The sequence below is a fragment of the Novosphingobium sp. GV079 genome, from assembly GCF_003058045.1.
In the GTDB taxonomy this organism is placed as follows: domain Bacteria; phylum Pseudomonadota; class Alphaproteobacteria; order Sphingomonadales; family Sphingomonadaceae; genus Novosphingobium; species Novosphingobium capsulatum.
In genome coordinates this window covers 20,487-39,617 of the sequence record NZ_QBUE01000025.1, presented here as the reverse complement: position 1 = coordinate 39,617, position 19,131 = coordinate 20,487, and the positions used below count along the sequence as shown (strand labels likewise).

The following is a 19,131-nucleotide window of genomic DNA, read 5'->3' as shown; positions in this document are numbered from 1 at the left end:
TCCGCGCTGTAGCGCTTTCTCGTCGTCTTCATTCCAGTCCATTCCTCAGGTCAGGCTGAGCTTATCATCCTGTCCAGAAAAACGGCACCACCTCAATGACTGGCATCTCCAAGTCCTCGGTGTCCAAGCTGTGCAAGGACATCGATGAGCGCGTCCATGCTTTCCTGAAGCGCCCGCTTACCGGCGATTGGCCCTACCTCTGGCTCGACGCTACCTACCTCAAGGTGCGCGAGGGCGGGCGGATCGTCAGCGTCGCCGCGATAATCGCCGTAGCCGTCAACACCGAGGGCAAGCGCGAGATTGTCGGCCTCCACATTGGCCCTTCCGAGGCTGAGGTGTTCTGGTCCGATTTCCTCAAGGACCTCGCACGGCGGGGGCTGACTGGCGTGAAGCTGGTGATCTCCGACGCCCACGAGGGCCTCAAGGCGGCGATCACCCGAGTGCTCAGCGCCACCTGGCAGCGTTGCCGCGTCCACTTCATGCGCAATGCCCTGGCCTACGTGCCCAAGGGCCAGAACACTGTCGTTGCCGCCGCTATCCGCCAGGTCTTCCTCCAGCCCGACCACGCTGCCGCGACACAGGTCTGGCGCCAGGTCGCCGACCAGTTGCGCGCCCGCTGGCCGAAGCTCGGCGCCTGCATGGACGACGCCGAGCATGACGTGCTCGCCTACATGACCTTCCCCGAGCAGCACCGGGTGAAGTTGCACAGCACCAACCCGCTGGAACGCCTGAACAAGGAAGTGAAGCGCCGTGCCGATGTCGTCGGCATCTTCCCGAACGAGGACAGCATCATCCGCCTCGTCGGCGCCGTTCTGCTCGAGCAGAACGACGAATACCAACTCCAACACCGCTACATGCAGATTGAAGGCATGGCAGCCCTCGCCACACCAATCATCGAGGAGGTTCAGCCGCTACAGATTACACCCAAAGCCGCCTGAAAATGCAGCCCGATGGCCACACCCGAATTTACACCACATTGACGGACGCGACCACCAACCTGTCCCTTCTGGCCATTGATAGACGAGATATTGACGATCCGACCGCAGCGCCTCTCCCGCATCCCTTCAATAACGGGGCGCGTCATTGCAAACATCGAATCGAGATTGGTTCCCAGCACTGCGCGCCACTGCTCCCAACCCATGCGGTGAAACATGCCATCACGCGTTATGCCCGCATTATTGATCAATACCGAGATCGCCCCTAGTGAAGCTTCGACCCATTTGACCCCATCCGCGCAAGCGTCCGGGTCGCACACGTCCCATTTGAATGTCGGGATGCCAGCCTCATCGGCAAACTGGGCGGCAGCTTCGTCATTGCCGTGATAGACCGCTGCGACCACGTAGCCGGACACCTTAAGCGCGCGCGAGATCGCACTTCCGATACCCCGCGTGCCACCTGTCACCAGCGCAACCCCCTCCATATACGCCCCCACAATATGCGACCTTACCAAGGAATCCCCGCCCGGATGAGGCGAATCATTCACACCATATGTATACTGTATAGTGTTATTAGGCGCTCGCAACCTTGCGCTCAATCAATAATTGGTGCCATTGTCGTCCGGAATCCAAAGGCGAGGACACAGATGCGCGAAAGCGGAAACCCGGATGGCATCCTATTGAACCGCTCCCCCAAGGGTGGCCGGCCGTCACAGGAGATCGCATCACAGTTGGGGGTTCACATCCTGTCGGTAACGCTTGCCGAGTTTGGGCGGCGCGGGGTCGACGGCACCACCATGGATGCTATTGCCGCGGCCGCCAACGTATCGAAGCGAACGCTCTACTTGCGCTTTGGATCAAAGGAAGATCTCATCCTCAGAGTCATCGAATATGGCTTTGCATGCCATATCGAACCCGTGAGTTCAGTACGACCTCCAGATGGCGCATTGCGAGAACGCCTCTTGCATATCAGTACAAGAATGCTGAACATGTCATTGAAGCCAGAGGTATTGATACTGGAAAGCCTTGCCATATGGGCGACCAAGAGAGCGCCTGATATTTACCAAAGGGCCAAGCAACTACTCAACGACGGCCCCATAGCCTTGATAAAGGCCATACTACACCAAAGCATTAATAATAAAGAGATACAGATAGACGATATAGATTATGTCTCTCTGTTTGCATTCGATGTTCTCATCAGAGTTCCTCGATACAGAATTCTCGTTGCCGACGAACTGCCAAACACTCCCGCCGCGAAAAGAGAATATCTTGAAAAGGCGATGGGTCTTCTAATGAAGGCACTTGCGCCATGATAGCTGGAACCGGCCGGACAACGCTCGCGCCTTTTCTGCTCACGCGACGTCATCGAACAAAGGCAACACCAATACGGAAGCGTGTTGCCCGAACATTATAATCGAGCAGATTCTCGCCATAACCGATAAAGCCCTGACCATAGAGATAGAGGTCGGGTCCTCCATGCCAGATCCGCTTCAGAGGATAAGAGAGATCAGCCGATAACGCCCCCTTCCCGCTGGAAAAATTGAAACGCGTTGTAGTGGATAAACGCAGACCCTTGTCTTCGCCAATTTCGGCGAAAAGGCCGCTGTCCCCGCGATAGCGTCGGATATCCGCATTGTCAGAAAGATTGCCCACAAATAGCCAGAGACGGGGCGCAACGGTCAGTCGCCACCGATCGGGCAACGAGAATGAGGCCATGGGCGCGATGTAGGCGGTGTTCATGCTGCGCGAGGCAGCACCATCGCGGCCGTTCGATTCATGCCGAAAGCCGATCTGACCACTCAGAGTAGCCCGCTCGGAAAGATGCAGCGGAGACGACAGGTAAAACAGTTCAGGCTGATAGTCGATGTCGCGAAACGGAACCGACCTGGCCTCAAGATCCCAGAACATCCTTTGCGTATAGGCAAAATAGAGGCCATCAAGCAACGATGGCGGCAGATCGTTCGACCTGCGGCTCCCGAACAGCTGGTACTTGAAGCTGAACTGAATGCGGGCAGCGGTATTGGTGCCAGGCCCGTAAACCGCATAAATCGGTTCATAAACCGATAGATCGCCAAGAAACGCATTGCCGACCGCCCGGTCTGACGGTGGAGGTGCCTCCGGCTTCGATGACAGCGTAGTCTCTGCATGATGCGGGCTGGCGACTGCCGGAGCAATAGCCAGAGCCATTTGCCGCCCTCCCCATGCCGGCACTGACAGTACACCACCATCAGCAACGCTCGTCGGCAAAAGCAGATAGCGTGCGGTGGCGAATGTGCCCGCCGCGATGCTCAGATCAGGCCTCGTCGCAGGTGAACGGTCCAGCAAGACCGTTTCGGTCGTCTCGCCTCCCTGCGCTCCGGCCATTGTGATCCGCGCCTCAACCTTGTCGGGCAGGATCATATCCTGCGGCATATCGGTGGCATTGAGCAGTCGTACGACGACGATAATACGCCCCTGATCGTCACGCCCCTCGGTGTGGCTGATCAGAATTTCGACAGCTTCGCTCGCATGAGCAGCCCCAGGCAAAGCCAAGACCGCACACGCCACGGCAGTGCCGGCAAGAGGAACGGATCGTCCAATCATGCCATCAGATGCTGCCCGGAGTCGACGGGAATGATCGTGCCGGTGATGCGTCTCGCCGCCGGGCTTACCAGGAATGCAGCAAGCGCGCCCACGTCTTCGACATCCACCAATTCACGCTCCGGGACTTGAGCCCGGGCGCGATCAAGCATTTCGTCGAACCGATCGATACCGCTGGCCGCGCGGGTCGCTATGGGGCCAGGCGATATGGCGTGCGCACGGATGCGTTTGGGCCCAAGTTCAGCGGCAACATAGCGCGTGGCACTTTCCAGCGCCGCCTTCACAGGTCCCATCAAATTGTAATGCTCGACCACGCGCTCCGAGCCAAAAAAGGTGACGCACAGCAGACAGCCGCCCTCGGACATGAGCGGTTCGGCCAAACGAGCCATTCGGATGAAACTGTGGCAGGAAATATCCATCGCTGTGGCGAAGCCCTCCTCGCTGCTGTCCACCACCCGACCATGCAGGTCCTCCCGTGGAGCAAAAGCGATGGAGTGCAGCACAAAATCGAGCCCTCCCCAACGGGACCTGGCCTCCTCGAAGAGAGCCTCCAGTTCGCCGGGCACGCGCACATCGCAGGCGGAAAGCCACTCGATCCCCAATCTCCCGGCCACCGGCTCAACGAAGGGGCGTGCCCTTTCGTTGAGATAGCTGGCACCAAGTCGCGCCCCGCACTGCCTGAAAGCCTCCGCGCAACCCGAGGCAATCGAGTGGTCGTTAGCGATGCCTACCACCAGGCCTCGCTTCCCGGCAAGATTGACGAGCGGCTCAGGCATTCAATGACCCTCCTGCAGGACAGAAAGCGCATGAAGCGCGATCATGCGTTCTTCATCGGTCGGGATGACACGGATCACTACCCGGCTACCGGGCGCGCTGATGACGGGCGCGCTTGCAGTGTTGGCCTCAAAATCAACCATCGCGCCCAACCATTCCAGATAGGTGCAGATGCGCGCGCGCATCACTGCATCGTTCTCGCCAATCCCGGCGGTAAAGACCACACCATCCAGCCCGCCCAGTGCCATGACCAATGCCCCCGCTTCACGCGCCACGCGCCACGCGAAAAGATCCAGGGCCTCTTCAGCTCCCGGTGCCGGGCTGGCTTCCAGTTCACGCATATCGCTGGAAAGGCCCGAAACGCCCAGAAGCCCTGATTGCCGGTAGAGCAGATCCTCCACTTCAGAGGCGCTCATACCTTGCTGCATCAGCAAGTGCAGCACCGCGCCGGCATCCAGCGTGCCACAGCGCGTGCCCATCATCAGGCCATCGAGCGCGGAAAAGCCCATGCTGGTCTCAACGCTGCAGCCCGCCTTCAACGCGCACAGACTGGCACCGTTGCCCAAATGCGCCACCAGCACGCGCCCTTGGGCAAGCGTAGGATCGATCTGGGCCAGGCGACCGGCGATGAACTCATAGGACAGGCCATGGAAGCCATATCGACGCACGCCATGATCATGCAAATCGCGCGTCAGGGCGAACCGCGTGTGAAGCGCGGGCATGGCATGGTGAAAGGCCGTGTCGAAACAGGCAACCTGCGGCAAATGCGGCGCCAGGGCACTTATCGCCCGGATCGCGGCAAGATTATGAGGCTGATGCAGCGGAGCAAGATCGCTCAGCGCCGAAAGCGAGGCCAGTACACCTTCATCCACCTGTTGCGGTGCGGAGAAGAGCGCTCCGCCGTGCACAACCCGATGGCCGACACCCATCAACTCGCGTCCTTGCAAATGCCCCATCGTCCAATCAAGCAAGGCACCCAGCAGCGCTTCATGGCTCAGTCCCGCGCCATCAGCCCATTCGCGGTGATGGAGGCCTGCTCCATCCGGCGCGGTGATCCGCAGGACAGGCGCGATACCGATCTTTGCAATCTGCCCATGCGCGCAAAGATCCGGCTCGTTCTCGCCCGTCAGAACATACAATGCGAACTTGATGCTGGAGGAGCCCGCATTCAGGCAGATGAGCGCCTTCACGATTGCGGCACCTTCGTTTGTGTCGCGCGCGCAAGCAGCACCGCCACTGCGCATGAAGCCAGCCGCGTTCGCAGGCTGTCAGCCCGGCTGGTCAGGATGATCGGCACCTGGGCGCCCAGCACGATACCGGCCGCATCGGCCTGCCCCAGAAAGGTCAGTTGCTTGGCCAACATGTTGCCAGCCTCCAGATCGGGCACGACCAGAATGTCTGCCTGCCCCGCAACCGACGAAACAATCCCTTTCTCGCGCGCGGCAGCTGGGCTGATGGCATTGTCGAAGGCCAAGGGGCCATCCAGTATCCCTCCCGTAATCTGCCCGCGTTCGGCCATCTTGCACAAGGCTGCGGCCTCAATCGTGGCCTTCATCGCCGGATTCACGGTTTCCACCGCCGCCAGAATGGCCACCCTGGGTTCGGCCATGCCGATGACATGAGCCAGATCGATGGCATTACGGATGATATCGGCCTTTTCCTCCAGCGTAGGGGCAATATTGATGGCCGCGTCAGTGATGATGAGGGGGCGCGGATGCCCCGGCACATCCATGATATAGGCGTGACTGATACGCCGTGCGGTGCGCAGACCTGTGGCTGCGTTGACTACCGCTCCCATCAGCTCATCGGTATGAAGCGAGCCCTTCATCAACAATCGTGCGACGCCCGAACGGACTTGCTCTACGGCCTCGGTGGCTGCCGCATGACTATGGGGGGCATCGATCAACCTGATACCGGCAAGGTTTTTCCCTGCCTCTTCGGCCGCCGCGCGGATTTTTGCCTCCGGCCCCACCAGAAGCGGCGTGATAAGTCCCGCCTCTGCCGCTTCCAGCGTCGCATCGATCGCCGACACGCTGCAAGGATGAACGACGGCCGTCGGCGCAGCCTCCCCGCTCGCGGCGCCCATCAGCTGGCGCCACGCGTCATGCTCGGCCAGCCGTATATCCGGGAGGCTGACGCGCGGACGGCTGACCTTCTCGGTTGGGGCTATCACCTCCGCCTCGCCAGTAATCACCTCCTCGCCCTTCTGATTGACGCAGCGGCAGGCAAGTTTCAGCCGGGCCTTGTCCTCGCGCCGCTCGGCGACAGTGACATTTGCGGTAATCGTATCCCCCAGCCCCACCGGCTTCAGGAAGCGCAGCGTCTGGCCAAGGTAGATTGTACCCGGCCCCGGCAGTTCGGTACCCAATACCGCACTGATCAGGCCTGCTCCCCACATGCCATGGATGATAACCCGGTGGAACATGCCGGTCGCGGCATAGTCGGGGTCCATGTGGGCAGGGTTCACATCGCCCGACACCAGCGCGAAGAGTTCGATGTCCTGATGCGTAACGGTATGGGTCAGGCTCGCACTGTCTCCAACGGCGATTTCGGCAAAAGTCTTGTTTTCGATCAGTTCCGACATCGCCTAGCGCTCCAGCACATAGTGGCCTGGCGCGGAAGCCAGTGGCGGAAACCGTTCGCTGCCCATGGGTGGCGGCGGCACAGGCGCACCCGAATGCGCGGCAAGCCATTGTCCCCAGGCCTCCCACCATGAGCCTTGATGCAACTCGGCGCGGCCCATCCATTCCTCGGGATCGTACGAAGGTTCCCCATCGGTATGAGTCAGAATATGATAGCTGCGATGCGGGTGACCAGGCTCCGAAACGATGCCTGCATTGTGCCCGCCGCTGGTGAGGACAAAAGTCACTGGACCATGGACGAGCTGATGTATCTTGTAGACGGAACGCCAGGGTGCAACATGGTCGCGCTCGGTACCGACAGCGAAAATCGGCGCGGAAATATCCGCAAGGGAGAGGCTGTGCCCCTCAACTCGGTACTTGTCATGCGCCAGTTCGTTTTCAAGGAACAGACGGCGCAGATATTCGCTGTGCATGGCATAAGGCATACGTGTACCGTCAGCGTTCCATGCCATCAGATCACTCATCGCCTCGCGCTCGCCCATGAGATAGGTAGTGAGCACCTGCGACCAGATCAGATCGTTCGAGCGCAGAATCTGGAAGGCGCCGCCCATCTGGCTGCTGTCGAGATAACCGCGGCTCCACATCATGTTTTCGAGCAAATCAAGCTGGGATTCATCAATGAACAGGCCCAGTTCACCCGGTTCACTGAACTCGGTCTGTGCAGCAAGCAAAGTGACGCTGGCGAGACGCGTGTCACCGGCCCGTGCCAACGCCGCCGCAGTGATCGCCAGCAGCGTGCCGCCCAGACAATAGCCCAGCGCATGGATGCTCGCGCAGCCGGTAATGGCGGAAATGACATCAAGCGCGGCTTGCGGCCCTAGCCGCCGATAGGCCTCCATGTCGAGATTTCGGTCGGCGCTGGTCGGATTATGCCAGGAAATGGCAAACACCGTATAGCCCTGCCCCACTAGCCATCGGATCAGCGAGTTGCCTGGTGAAAGATCCAGGATGTAATATTTCATGATCCAGGCTGGCACGATCAGCACCGGCTCGGGGCGGACTTCGCCCGTCGTAGGCGAATATTGAATCAGTTCGATCAGATCATTGCGATAGACCACCTTGCCCGGCGTCACCGCCACCTTCTCGCCTACTTTAAAGGCTTCCGTGCCCGCTGGCGGCTCTCCACGCGCCAGTCGGCTCATATCCTCGATCAGGTAATGCAAGCCATCGACAAGACAGCGCCCTCCAGTCTCCGCTATCCGCTGTTGCAAGACTGGATTGGTCGCAATGAAATTGGTTGGAGCCAGAACGTCGAGCAACTGCCGGGCGGCGAAAGCCACCATTTCTTCGTGGTGCCGCCCGACGCCTCTGACGCCCGTCGTTGCCGCGTGCCACCACTGCTGCGTCAACAGAAAAGACTGCGCCAGCATGTTATAGGGGGCCTTTTGCCAGGCCGGGTCGTCGAAACGATGGTCCTGGGGCAACGCCTCAATCGCAAGAGGCGCGTCAGCCTGCAGAGCGCTGCGAAAGGCATAATCGCCGAGGCGCATATATTTATGCGCGGCCTTGTTCCCCAACTGGAATTGTTTGCCCGGCAGGCAGGCCAGATGCAATATCCAGTCTGAACACGCCTGCGCCAACGTGCTCGGAGAAAGGCCATGTGTCACCTGAGCGATCATGGCGATAGCTGCACGGTCAAACATTTCGGCAAGACCGTCCAGTGGATCCGGTGGTGTGTTGGCAGTTAATTCGAGCATCGTCCTGCGTCCTTTATCCAGCCACACAAAAGCCTTGACGGAAAAACACGTACCAAAACAGGTCAGGTCAATGACCCGGTGCGAACCCCGCGCTTGAATAACGGTACTACTCAGGATACATAATTTGCAAGCGATTCGGGTCTCGCTCGATCAAGCCGAAAATGGTTCGCCAGTGCGCTTGCCTCTCCTTCCATAGGGAATCCCTGCCCAATCGCTTGGTTGCAATATGTGACCAGGACATCGAGTAGATACAAAGCGGATACTCCGTGGCGTTTGAATGTTCTTTCCATCCTTCACATCGGGTAGCTCCCCTCAGTCAGCCACAGTGACTGAAATATCCCGATGGCATAACGAACAAACCCACACCACTTCAGTAAGTTTATCGTAAATACCTATCGGAATTGGACGAAATCCATAGAAAAATAGATGATTCCCTAAAATTTTTCATGATGGTTTTTTGGGTGGAATTATTATAAATTAAGAATACAAGGAATATACTGAAATCTGCTCGCATAGTTCGCGGAAGAATTATTGCACGCACAGGCTAAACTTAGAAGCAACGAGATCGAGGAGGTATCACAGAACCATGTCAGAACTGGTCAAATTGAAAGTAGAAAATGGGCTGGCGCGGATCAGTCTTGCTCGGCCGGAATCTGGAAATGCCATGAGCCGAGATTTCATCGAAAGCTTGGTCCACGCCTGCGAAACAGTGATGGCAGATAGCTCCGTACGTGCCGTGCTGCTGAATGCCGAAGGTAAGAATTTCTGCGTCGGCGGTGATATAAACGCCTTTGCAGAACAGGGCGCTCCTGGGGCTTTCATCGAACACTTGGCAGAGCGACTGCATCAGGGCATGAAATGCCTGGCTTCCATAAATGCGCCAGTGGTGGTCGCTGTTCGAGGTGCAGCAGCAGGGGCGGGTTTCAGCCTTGCTGCCGCAGGCGATATTGTATTGGCGGGGGAAGGAGCAAGTTTCACCTTGGCCTATCCCGGCATAGGTCTTACCAGCGATGGTGGCGCCACTTGGTCACTGCCCCGCTTGATCGGGCTGCGCCGCACACAGGAGCTGGCCTATCTGAACCGGCGATTGAGCGCAGCTGATGCTTTGGAGTGGGGTCTGGTGACTCGTGTCGTCGCCGACGATGTCGTAGAAGCCGAAGCGCTGCAAATCGCTGAACGATTAGCTCAAGGTCCAACGCGTGCTTTTGGAGGCATCAAACACCTGTTGAGCCAGAGCTTTTCCGCCAGCTACGAAGATCATCTAGACGTCGAAGCCAAGGCGATCGGCTCCGCCATGGACACCGTGGATGCGCAATCCGCAGTCCAGGCCTTTCTCGCCCGGCAGAAGCCCAAATTCACCGGAGAATAGACCTTCCGTCAATTCGGTGTCATGCAAATTCGGGCCATCGCATTCCGATACTCCCGGCCAAGCCGAGCAACCAGTTCGGCCGCCGGGACCACGGCGTCGACAGCGCCGATGCCCTGCCCTGCGCCCCAGATATCGCGCCATGCCTTCTTGTCCACCGCGTTTTCCGCAAAACTCATTTTCGACGGATCCGAGCCCGTCAACGCATTGGGATCAAGTCCAGCCGCACGGATGCTGGGTATCAGGTAATTTCCGTGGATGCCGGTGAAGGCATTTGAGTAGAGGATGTCCTGCGCTCCACTGCTGACGATCATCTGCTTGTATGCCTCGTCCGCGTTGGCCTCTTCGGTGGCGATGAACGCCGAGCCCATATAGGCAAAATCTGCCCCAAGAGCGCGAGCTGCCGCGATGCTCGCCCCATGAGCAATGGCACCCGACAAGGCCAGCGGCCCATCGAACCAGCTGCGAATTTCCTGAATCAGGGCAAAGGGGGAAATCGTTCCGGCATGCCCCCCAGCTCCTGCAGCCACAGCGACAAGGCCATCAGCTCCCTTTTCGATCGCCTTGTGGGCGAACTGGTTGTTGATCACGTCATGGAATACGAAACCACCATAGGCGTGCACAGCGTCAAACACATCTGGTCGCGCACCCAGCGAGGTAATAACCAGCGGTACCTGATATTTCACGCATAGCGCCAGATCATGCTCCAGCCGTTCATTTGTGGCATGAACGATCAGATTCACAGCAAAAGGCGCGTCCTGATCCGTCAACTCCGAACGGAGACGCTTCAGCCAATCCTCCAGCACTGGACCAGGCCGGGCATTGAGTGCCGGAAATGCCCCAACGATTCCGGCGCGGCATTGGGCCAAAACCAGTGCAGGTTGCGAAACAAGGAACATGGGAGCAGCGATGACGGGAAGCCTCAGCCGGTTTCCCAAGATTGCAGGCAAGGTCATAGTCGGCTCCGTTTGCTTCCAGAATTCAGTTATCTTGCGCTGGCGCGGCAGGCTGGGGCAGCTCTGGCCCGCCTTTCACACCCGAGGAAGAAAAATATTTTTCCTCAAAATACTGATAATAAACTTAATTTTATCATATCAAATCCTTGAGAGCGCAACCAACATCCGCGAGTTGCACGGTGTCGGGAGTGGCGCCAGCTTCGATCAGCTTGCGCCCCTGCACGTAATCCTTCACCATGTTGACGCAGTCTATGGCGATCATACGGCCCGCCTTCAGATAGATGACACTGAAGGCGCGGTTTGCCGGATCACCCCTGGTGATGGCCTGATCATAACCTACGGAAAGCCCGGCGGTCTGCAGTTTGAGATCATACTGGTTCGACCAGAACCACGGAAAAGCCTTATAGGCAACGGGTGTTCCGGTGATTTCTTTTGCCACGCAGTTTCCCTGATCATTGGCGTTCTGCACCGATTCCACGCGAAGAACAGCGCCATCCGCATAGGCACAGGCAAAGGCCGCGCAATCGCCAATGGCATAAATGTCGGGCAGCGACGTGTGGCAATAGTCGTCTACATCGACCCCGTTGGAGCCCAGCGCACCGGCTTCGATCAGGGGCGCTACCGAAGGGACGATGCCAATCCCCACGATCACCGCTTCGGCTGGAATGATTTCGCCACTGGAAAGCTTCACACCCGTTACCCGCCCTTCTCCGACCAGGGCTTCAACGGTAACGTTCGTGCGCAAATCGACGCCATGCGCCCGGTGCTCAGCCTCATAGAAAGTTGAAAGTTCAGGCCCGGCAACACGCGCCAGAATGCGTGAAGAGGCTTCAAGCAAGGTGACCGACAGGCCCTTCTTTGTCAGCACTGCGGCGGCTTCCAGCCCGATATACCCGCCCCCGATGACAACGATCTTGTTCACACCGCCATCGACTTCGCCCATCAGCTGATCGCAATCGGCACGCGTGCGCACTGCATGGATACCAGCCAGGTCCGCGCCAGCACAGGACAGTTTGCGCGGATCGCCACCGGCAGCCCATACCAATTGACCATAAGCGAAGGCGCTACCGTCGTTCAGCAGAAGGCTGTGTGCGACCGGATCCACTGCCGTCACTTCCCGGCCAAGATACAGGGTAATATCCTTCTCATCCCAGAAACCGGGCGGGCGAATATAGAGCCTCTCGAAGGTTTTTTCGCGCGCAAAATACTCCTTCGAGAGGGGAGGTCGCTCGTAGGGCGGTTCCTTCTCGCGACCGATTATCGCGATGGAGCCTGCAAACCCGTTCTGGCGCAGCGAGATTGCACATTGCGCGCCGCCGTGCCCTGCCCCTACGATCACAATGTCTGCTTTTTCCATATTTCCTCACATATTCGGATAATTCGGCCCGCCACCGCCTTCCGGCGTGACCCAGTCGATGTTCTGGGTAGGGTCCTTGATGTCGCAGGTTTTGCAGTGAACGCAGTTCTGGGCGTTGATCTGCAAGCGGGGTTCCGCATCGCCGCCGACATCGACAAATTCATACACACCCGCCGGGCAATAACGCGCTTCGGGGCCGGCATAGAGCGGTAGATTGATCCTGCTGGGTACTGTGTCGTCTTTCAGCCGCAGGTGGCAAGGCTGGTCTTCTTCGTGGTTGGTGAAGGAGAAGGAGACGGACGTCAGCCGGTCGAAGCTGATAGCGCCATCGGGCTTGGGATAGGCAATGGGTTTGTAAAGATCGGCACGCTCAAGAGCAGATGCGTCGGTGTGATGCGTCATAGGCGGGATGAAGCCCAGCTTTGCCGCTCGCAGCCACATATCGATTCCGGCCAGCAGCGTACCGATCACTCCACCCCATTTGGCCACAAGCGGTTCAGCGTTCTGGACCAGCTTGAGTTCCGTGCCGATCCAGCTTTCGCGAACAGCGGTATCGTAATGTTCCAGCGTGTCATGCTCACGGCTGGCCGCGATGGCAGCGGCGATGGCTTCAGCGGCCAGCATACCGCTCTTCATCGCCGTATGGCTGCCCTTGATCCTGGGCACGTTGACGAAACCCGCGGAACACCCCACCAGCACCCCGCCAGGAAAGGCCAGCCTGGGGACCGATTGCCAGCCGCCCTCGTTGATGGCCCGCGCGCCATAGGCGACGCGCCTGCCCCCTTCCAGGATGGCACGAATTTCCGGATGCTGTTTCCAGCGCTGGAATTCCTCGAATGGATAGACGTAAGGGTTTTTATAGTCGAGTGCTGTGACGAAGCCGAGCGCGACCTGAGAACCCGCCTGATGATACAGAAAACCACCACCCCAGCTGCCGCTTTCGGCCAGCGGCCAGCCCTGGGTATGGATCACACGGCCCGGCACATGCCGGGCGGGATCGATATCCCACAACTCCTTGATGCCAAGGCCATAGACCTGAGGCTGGCAATCGACCTCAAGATCGTATTTCGCCTTCAGGCGCTTTGTCAGGTGGCCGCGTGCACCTTCTGAGAAAACGGTATATTTCCCCAGCAGATGCATGCCTGGCTGAAAGTCAGCCCTAGGCTCTCCATCACGCCCTACACCCATGTCGCCGGTCTGGACACCGATGGTTTTCCCGTCTTCATCGTAGAGGACTTCGGCACCCGTAAAGCCGGGGAACACCTCCACCCCCAGTTCTTCGGCCCTGCCGGCAAGCCAGCGGCATAGATTGCCAAGCGATCCGGTATAATTGCCATGATTGGACAGAAATTTTGGCATCAAGGCATGAGGAAAGGCGAATTTTCCTTTCTTTGTCAGATGCCAATGCCAATTGTCGGTAACCGGCACATCCGCCAGCGGGCAGTCTTCGTTGCGCCAGTTCGGAAACAACTCATCCAGAGCCCTTGGATCAATCGTCGCACCCGAAAGAATATGCGCCCCGATCTCGGAACCTTTTTCCAGAATGCAGACGGAGATTTCCGGGTTGACCTGCTTCAACCGGATCGATGCCGCCAGCCCCGCCGGCCCGCCACCGACGACCACGACATCATAGGTCATGGTTTCGCGTTCCACAGTCACTGCTGGCTTCCCGTTCTGGATTGCTGTTCTGACTGATGCTCAATGGGTCTGACCATCAGGGTCGACGTGGCAGTTGCCAGATCATGTCCATCAGCATCCTGCAGCACGCCTTCACAGAACATGATCTGTCGCCCCGGCTTCTGCACGCGCCCGATAATGTTCAGCGGCCCAGTCTCCACCTCAATCTTTCTGAGATAGGAGACCTTTAGCTCAAGCGTGAGACAATAGTGCTGATCGTCGAGCACGGACTGCGCGGCAGCACCGCAGGCATGGTCTAACAGGCTTGCAGCATATCCACCATGCATGATATTTACACCGTTCTTAAAGCGATGCTGCGGTGTTGCCGTCAAAACAACATGCCCATGTTCCTCCAGTATGATGGAAACACCCAGAAGTTGCGTCATAGGCGAATGCATAAGCATCTCTTCAAGTTTGGTCACAGGCCGTGGAACTCTTCTCACAACTTTCCGGTTAGTTCTGGCACAGCGCTGAAAAGGTCTGCGACGAGACCGATATCAGCCACCTGGAAGATGGGTGCATCCTCATCCTTGTTGATGGCGACGATAGTCTTGGAATCCTTCATGCCCGCCAGATGCTGGATGGCGCCGGAGATACCCACGGCAATGTAGACTTCGGGCGCAACGATCTTGCCCGTCTGCCCCACCTGATAATCATTGGGCACATAACCCGCGTCCACCGCCGCACGGGAAGCGCCCACGGCAGCACCGAGCTTATCGGCCAGCGGGAAGATATACTGTTTGAAGGTTTCGGCGTCCTTGAGCGCACGGCCGCCGGAGACAATGATTTTGGCGCTGGTCAGTTCCGGGCGTTCCGACTTGGCGATTTCCGCCCCGACAAAGCTGGAAAGGCCAGCATCACCGTTGCTGGACACGGTTTCGACGGGAGAAGAACCACCCGTTGCCGCCGCCTTGGCAAAAGCGGTCCCCCGCACGGTGATCACCAGCTTGGCATCGCTGGATTCCACCGTGGCGATGGCATTGCCGGCATAGATCGGGCGCGTGAATGTCCGGGGCCCCTCCACCGAAAGAATGTCAGACAACTGGGCAACATCCAACAATGCGGCCACACGCGGCGCGATGTTCTTGCCCGTGGTGGTGGCAGGCGCGACGAAGGCGTCAAAATCAGCCAGCAGCCCCACGATCAGCGGAGCCAGATTTTCGGCCAGCCCATGACCAAAAGCGGCATCGTCAGCGGCCAACACCCTGGCGACCCCGGCGATTCGGGATGCTTCGGCAGCCACAGCCGCCACGCCCGCGCCCGCGCCCGCCACCAGCAGCGTCACTTCGCCGAGCTGAGCCCCTGCGGTAACGGCGGCGAGCGTTGCATCTTTGAGCGTGTTATTGTCGTGTTCGACCCAGACAAGAACCTTGGTCATCAGGCTACTCCCAGTTCTTTGAGTTTGGCGACCAGCGCATCGACATCGGGCACCTTGACGCCCGCGCTGCGCACCGACGGCTCAGAGACCTTCAGCGTCTTGAGGCGCGGTGTAACATCCACCCCGTAATCGGCGGGCACCTTGGTCACGAGCGGCTTGGATTTCGCCTTCATGATATTAGGCAGCGACGCATAGCGCGGTTCGTTGAGCCGCAAGTCGGTGGTGATGACAGCAGGCAGTGACAGTTTCACCGTCTCCAATCCACCGTCAACTTCACGCGTGACAACAACACTGCTGCGTTCAACCTCAACCTTGCTTGCGAATGTGCCTTGTGGGCGGCCGAGCAGAGCCGCCAGCATCTGGCCGGTCTGATTTGAATCGTCATCGATTGCTTGCTTGCCCAGAATAACCAGATCCGGGGATTCCTCATTGGCGATCGCCTTCAACAGTTTAGCGACGGCCAGCGGTTCCACCGCCTCGTCGGTCTGCACCAGGATCGCACGGTCCGCGCCCATGGCCAGCGCGGTACGCAGCGTTTCCTGGGCCTTGACCGGCCCGATCGAAACCGCAACGACTTCACTTGCCACGCCCTTTTCCTTCAGCCGGATCGCTTCTTCAACCGCGATCTCGTCAAAGGGGTTCATGCTCATCTTGACGTTGGCAAGATCGATCCCTGTGCCATCGGTTTTGACCCGCGGCTTCACATTGAAATCTATCACTCGCTTAACAGGGACAAGAATTCTCATATCGATACTTCCTGGCTTGATCGAAACACAGCGCAGCGTGGCTCAGCGCGTTGGCACCGGCACTTCGCCCGAATAATCATAGAAACCCCGCCCCGACTTGCGGCCGTACCAGCCTGCCTCGACGTATTTCTGGAGAAGCGGCGCGGGACGGTATTTGCTGTCGCCTGTGGTTTGCAGATAAACCAGCATAATTTCGTAAAGCGTATCGAGGCCAATAAAATCTGCCAGCTCCAGCGGCCCCATCGGATGGGCCAGCCCCAGTTTCACGCCCTTGTCGATATCTTCAATGCTTCCGGTTCCATTGCCCAGCACAAAGATGGCTTCATTCAGAAAGGGCACGAATATGCGGTTGACAATGAAGCCGGGATCATCTTGCGAGACCACTACTTGCTTGCCCCAGGCTTCGCCCAGCGCCTTTGCCCGTGCGGTGGTGTCCCCACTCGTGGCAAGTCCGGGAATGACTTCCAGCAACTGCATCACCGGCACCGGATTAAAGAAATGCATGCCAATAAAGCGAGCCTGATCGGGGGCAGAACGCGACATGCGCGTGATCGAAATCGAGCTTGTATTCGTAGCCAGGATCGCATTCGGCGCCAGCACCTTGCTCGCCGCCTCAAAGATCTTGAGCTTGACATCCTCTCGTTCGGTAGCCGCCTCGATGATGACATCCGCATCTTCCATCGGTATCAGTTCGCCGGTGGGTGTAATGTTCGCAAGGGTGGCATCCGCTTGAGTTTGACTAAGCTTTCCCTTGGCGACGAGACGGGCCAGCCCTTTGGCAATGGCTACCTTGCCCTTTTCCGCAAGGTCCAGATTGACGTCCGACAATAGAACCTCATCGCCCGCTTGCGCCGCCACCTGGGCAATACCGCGTCCCATCTGCCCCGCGCCGATCACTCCGATTTTTGGCATACTCCCGCCCTTTCTTTGACTTCACACCCGCTCGATGATCATCGCGATGCCCTGTCCACCTCCAATACACATGGTAATGAGGGCATAGCGTCCGCCGATACGCCGCAACTCGTATATCGCCTTCACAGTAAGGATTGTCCCGGTCGCCCCGACAGGATGGCCCAAAGCCACGCCGCTGCCATTGGGGTTGAGCTTTTCAGGATCAAAGCCCAGTTCTTTCGCGACCGCCACGGCCTGCGCAGCAAAGGCTTCATTCGCCTCGATCACATCAATATCGGCAAGCGTCAGGCCCGCGCGTGCCAGCGCAATCGGCACCGCCTTTACCGGTCCCAGCCCCATCAGGTGGGGTTCGACCCCTGCGTGTCCCCACGCCACGATCCGCGCCATTGGTTTGAGACCTCGGCTTTCCACCGCCTCGCTGCTCGCCAGCACGACAGCCGCCGCGCCATCATTGATACCGCTGGCATTGGCTGCGGTAACAGTGCCATCTTTCCTGAACACCGCCTTCATCGCCGCCAGCGTTTCCAGCGTGGTATCGCCGCGGGGATGCTCGTCCGTATCGAAGAGAGTGATGCCCTTGCGAGTCTTTATCTCGATAGGCAGAATCTGCTCCTCGAAGCGCCCCTCGGCGATGGCACGTGCAGCACGCCTATGGCCTTCAACCGCCAATGCATCCTGTTGTTCACGGGTAACGCCGCACTTCTCGGCAACATTCTCAGCCGTCACACCCATATGGTAACCATCTATGGGATCCGACAGCCCTCTGGTCAGCGCATCGACGAGCAGATTGTCACCCATCTTCTTGCCCCAGCGAACGCCGTGATCGTGATAGGGAATGTTCGACATGCTCTCGGCACCGCCGGCAAGCGTGATCGTCGCCTCGCCAAGCTTCATCATCTGCGCGGCGGAGATGATCGCCTGCACGCCCGATCCGCACAAACGGTTCACGGTCAAGGCCGGCACATCCACGGGAATGGCGGCCTTCAAACCCACGACACGGGCGATATAGGCATCTGCGGCACCGGTGATGAACACCTGCCCCATCACAACATGGCCGATATCACCGGGCTGCAATCCAGCACGCGCAATGGCTTCGGCGGCCACCTGTCCGCCAATATCGCTGGCGGCAAATCCTTTCAGCGACCCACCGAAATCGCCGATGGCGGTGCGCACACCGCTGATGATATAAATGTCGCTCATACTGGCTCCCGCCTCTTGGAGGATTGTGTCGACCAATCAGAGTTCACGGATGATCGCCGAGAAATCGAGACCGCCGTGGCCGCTTTCAGCAAAGGCGGCGTATAAGTCCTCGGCGCGGTGCCCCATCGGCACCGGCGCTCCAACATCATCCGCCGCAGCCATCGCCAGCTTCAGATCCTTGAGCATCAGGGCCGTGGCAAAGCCGCCTTGATAACCGTTATCAGCCGGAGTGGTCGGGCCAACGCCAGGCACCGGACAATACGAGGTCATCGACCAGCACTGGCCCGAAGCCTTGGACGAAATATCGTAGAAGGTCTGAAGATCAAGGCCCAGCCGGTTGGCCAGCTGAAACGCTTCGCACGTGGCGACCATGCTCGCGCCCAGCAGCATGTTGTTGCAAATTTTAGCCGCCTGCCCAGCTCCGCTGGCACCGGCATGGATCACCGTCTTACCCATGGCTGCAAGCAATGGCTGGGCAGCGGCGAAGCTGGCGTCTTCCCCGCCGACCATGAAAGTCAGCGTGCCGGCGTTGGCTGCCGCGATTCCGCCTGAAACCGGCGCGTCGACCATGGCATAGCCCTTGGCGGAGGATGTTTCAGCAACCATTCGCGCCGATGCGACGTCGATCGTGGAACAATCGATAAGAAGAGCGCTAGTCGGGGCGACGCCGATAACGTCATCATCATAGACTGAACGCACGATCACGCCATTGGGCAGCATGGTGATCACTGCCTCGGCCCCTGCCACCGCCTCGCGAACGCTGGAAAACGTCTCGCAGCCATTTTCACGGGCGCGCTCAAGCGCAGTTGTGGCCAGATCGAAAGCATGAACCTTGTGGCCTGCCTTGACGAGATTTGCAGCCATGCCGCCGCCCATGTTACCCAGGCCGATAAATGCGATCTGCATTTGTT

16 protein-coding genes and 2 pseudogenes are annotated in these 19,131 nt (G+C 58.7%); 3 read left to right on the top strand and 15 right to left on the bottom strand.

Features of this window, described 5'->3' with window-relative positions; all coding sequences use genetic code 11:
• Window positions 1-95: 95 nt before the first annotated feature.
• Window positions 96-938: pseudogene (locus C8K14_RS20945) on the top strand (IS256 family transposase); the annotation flags it as partial.
• Here C8K14_RS20945 and C8K14_RS20940 read toward each other — a convergent pair.
• Entirely contained in the window at window positions 905-1,420 is a 516-nt protein-coding gene (locus C8K14_RS20940) for an SDR family NAD(P)-dependent oxidoreductase (RefSeq protein ID WP_107718936.1), read from the bottom strand. The pseudogene C8K14_RS20945 and the gene C8K14_RS20940 sit on opposite strands and share 34 nt — an antisense overlap.
• Window positions 1,421-1,435: 15 nt before the next feature.
• On the opposite strand from C8K14_RS20940, the pseudogene C8K14_RS23270 reads away from it, so the two are divergent.
• Window positions 1,436-1,807: pseudogene (locus C8K14_RS23270) on the top strand (helix-turn-helix domain-containing protein); the annotation flags it as partial.
• A gap of 490 nt (window positions 1,808-2,297) precedes the next feature.
• Here the strand turns inward: C8K14_RS23270 and C8K14_RS20930 are convergent.
• From C8K14_RS20930 to C8K14_RS20910, 5 genes are read right to left on the bottom strand one after another with little or no spacing between them, the layout of a single operon-like run.
• Window positions 2,298-3,518 carry a phospholipase A gene (locus C8K14_RS20930; protein ID WP_107718932.1) on the bottom strand — a complete coding sequence of 407 codons (1,221 nt, stop codon included), beginning with the start codon at window positions 3,516-3,518 and terminating at the stop codon, window positions 2,298-2,300.
• A complete protein-coding gene (fabI, locus tag C8K14_RS20925) occupies window positions 3,515-4,291 on the bottom strand; it encodes an enoyl-ACP reductase FabI (protein ID WP_107718930.1) in 777 nt (258 codons plus the stop codon). The genes C8K14_RS20930 and fabI overlap by 4 nt, the downstream gene beginning before the upstream one ends.
• Complete coding sequence (locus C8K14_RS20920; protein ID WP_199223791.1) at window positions 4,292-5,479, bottom strand: acetate/propionate family kinase; 1,188 nt, start codon at window positions 5,477-5,479, stop codon at window positions 4,292-4,294.
• The gene (locus C8K14_RS20915) at window positions 5,476-6,873 is read right to left on the bottom strand and encodes a bifunctional enoyl-CoA hydratase/phosphate acetyltransferase (RefSeq protein ID WP_107718929.1); all 1,398 of its coding nucleotides are present in this window, start codon (window positions 6,871-6,873) and stop codon (window positions 5,476-5,478) included. Before C8K14_RS20915 ends, C8K14_RS20920 begins: the two co-directional genes overlap by 4 nt.
• A 3-nt stretch (window positions 6,874-6,876) precedes the next feature.
• Entirely contained in the window at window positions 6,877-8,628 is a 1,752-nt protein-coding gene (locus tag C8K14_RS20910) for an alpha/beta hydrolase (RefSeq protein ID WP_107718927.1), read from the bottom strand.
• Between the two features lie 586 nt (window positions 8,629-9,214).
• Here C8K14_RS20910 and C8K14_RS20905 point away from each other — a divergent pair.
• Window positions 9,215-9,997, top strand: a complete 783-nt coding sequence (locus C8K14_RS20905; protein ID WP_107718925.1) for an enoyl-CoA hydratase/isomerase family protein — start codon at window positions 9,215-9,217, stop codon at window positions 9,995-9,997.
• Between the two features lie 8 nt (window positions 9,998-10,005).
• On the opposite strand, the gene C8K14_RS20900 is transcribed toward C8K14_RS20905, so the two are convergent.
• From C8K14_RS20900 to mmsB, 9 genes are all read right to left on the bottom strand, one after another.
• Window positions 10,006-10,950 carry a nitronate monooxygenase family protein gene (locus tag C8K14_RS20900; RefSeq protein ID WP_107718923.1) on the bottom strand — a complete coding sequence of 315 codons (945 nt, stop codon included), beginning with the start codon at window positions 10,948-10,950 and terminating at the stop codon, window positions 10,006-10,008.
• Between the two features lie 133 nt (window positions 10,951-11,083).
• Window positions 11,084-12,307: an NAD(P)/FAD-dependent oxidoreductase gene (locus tag C8K14_RS20895; protein ID WP_107718921.1), complete on the bottom strand. Its 1,224-nt coding sequence runs from the start codon at window positions 12,305-12,307 to the stop codon at window positions 11,084-11,086.
• A 6-nt stretch (window positions 12,308-12,313) separates the two neighbouring features.
• On the bottom strand, window positions 12,314-13,945 hold the full coding sequence (locus C8K14_RS20890) for an electron transfer flavoprotein-ubiquinone oxidoreductase (RefSeq protein WP_107718943.1): 1,632 nt from the start codon (window positions 13,943-13,945) through the stop codon (window positions 12,314-12,316).
• Window positions 13,946-13,962: 17 nt separating this feature from the next.
• Window positions 13,963-14,370 carry a PaaI family thioesterase gene (locus tag C8K14_RS20885; RefSeq protein WP_158272954.1) on the bottom strand — a complete coding sequence of 136 codons (408 nt, stop codon included), beginning with the start codon at window positions 14,368-14,370 and terminating at the stop codon, window positions 13,963-13,965.
• A gap of 53 nt (window positions 14,371-14,423) precedes the next feature.
• Window positions 14,424-15,362: an electron transfer flavoprotein subunit alpha/FixB family protein gene (locus C8K14_RS20880; protein ID WP_107718918.1), complete on the bottom strand. Its 939-nt coding sequence runs from the start codon at window positions 15,360-15,362 to the stop codon at window positions 14,424-14,426.
• Entirely contained in the window at window positions 15,362-16,108 is a 747-nt protein-coding gene (locus tag C8K14_RS20875; protein ID WP_107718916.1) for an electron transfer flavoprotein subunit beta/FixA family protein, read from the bottom strand. The genes C8K14_RS20880 and C8K14_RS20875 overlap by 1 nt, the downstream gene beginning before the upstream one ends.
• 42 nt (window positions 16,109-16,150) lie before the next feature.
• On the bottom strand, window positions 16,151-17,020 hold the full coding sequence (locus C8K14_RS20870) for a 3-hydroxyacyl-CoA dehydrogenase NAD-binding domain-containing protein (protein WP_107718914.1): 870 nt from the start codon (window positions 17,018-17,020) through the stop codon (window positions 16,151-16,153).
• A 21-nt stretch (window positions 17,021-17,041) separates the two neighbouring features.
• Window positions 17,042-18,220 (bottom strand): beta-ketothiolase BktB, encoded by a 1,179-nt coding sequence (bktB, locus tag C8K14_RS20865; RefSeq protein WP_107718912.1) that lies wholly within the window; start codon window positions 18,218-18,220, stop codon window positions 17,042-17,044.
• A 36-nt stretch (window positions 18,221-18,256) separates the two neighbouring features.
• On the bottom strand, window positions 18,257-19,126 hold the full coding sequence (gene mmsB, locus C8K14_RS20860) for a 3-hydroxyisobutyrate dehydrogenase (protein ID WP_107718910.1): 870 nt from the start codon (window positions 19,124-19,126) through the stop codon (window positions 18,257-18,259).
• Window positions 19,127-19,131 lie beyond the last annotated feature (5 nt).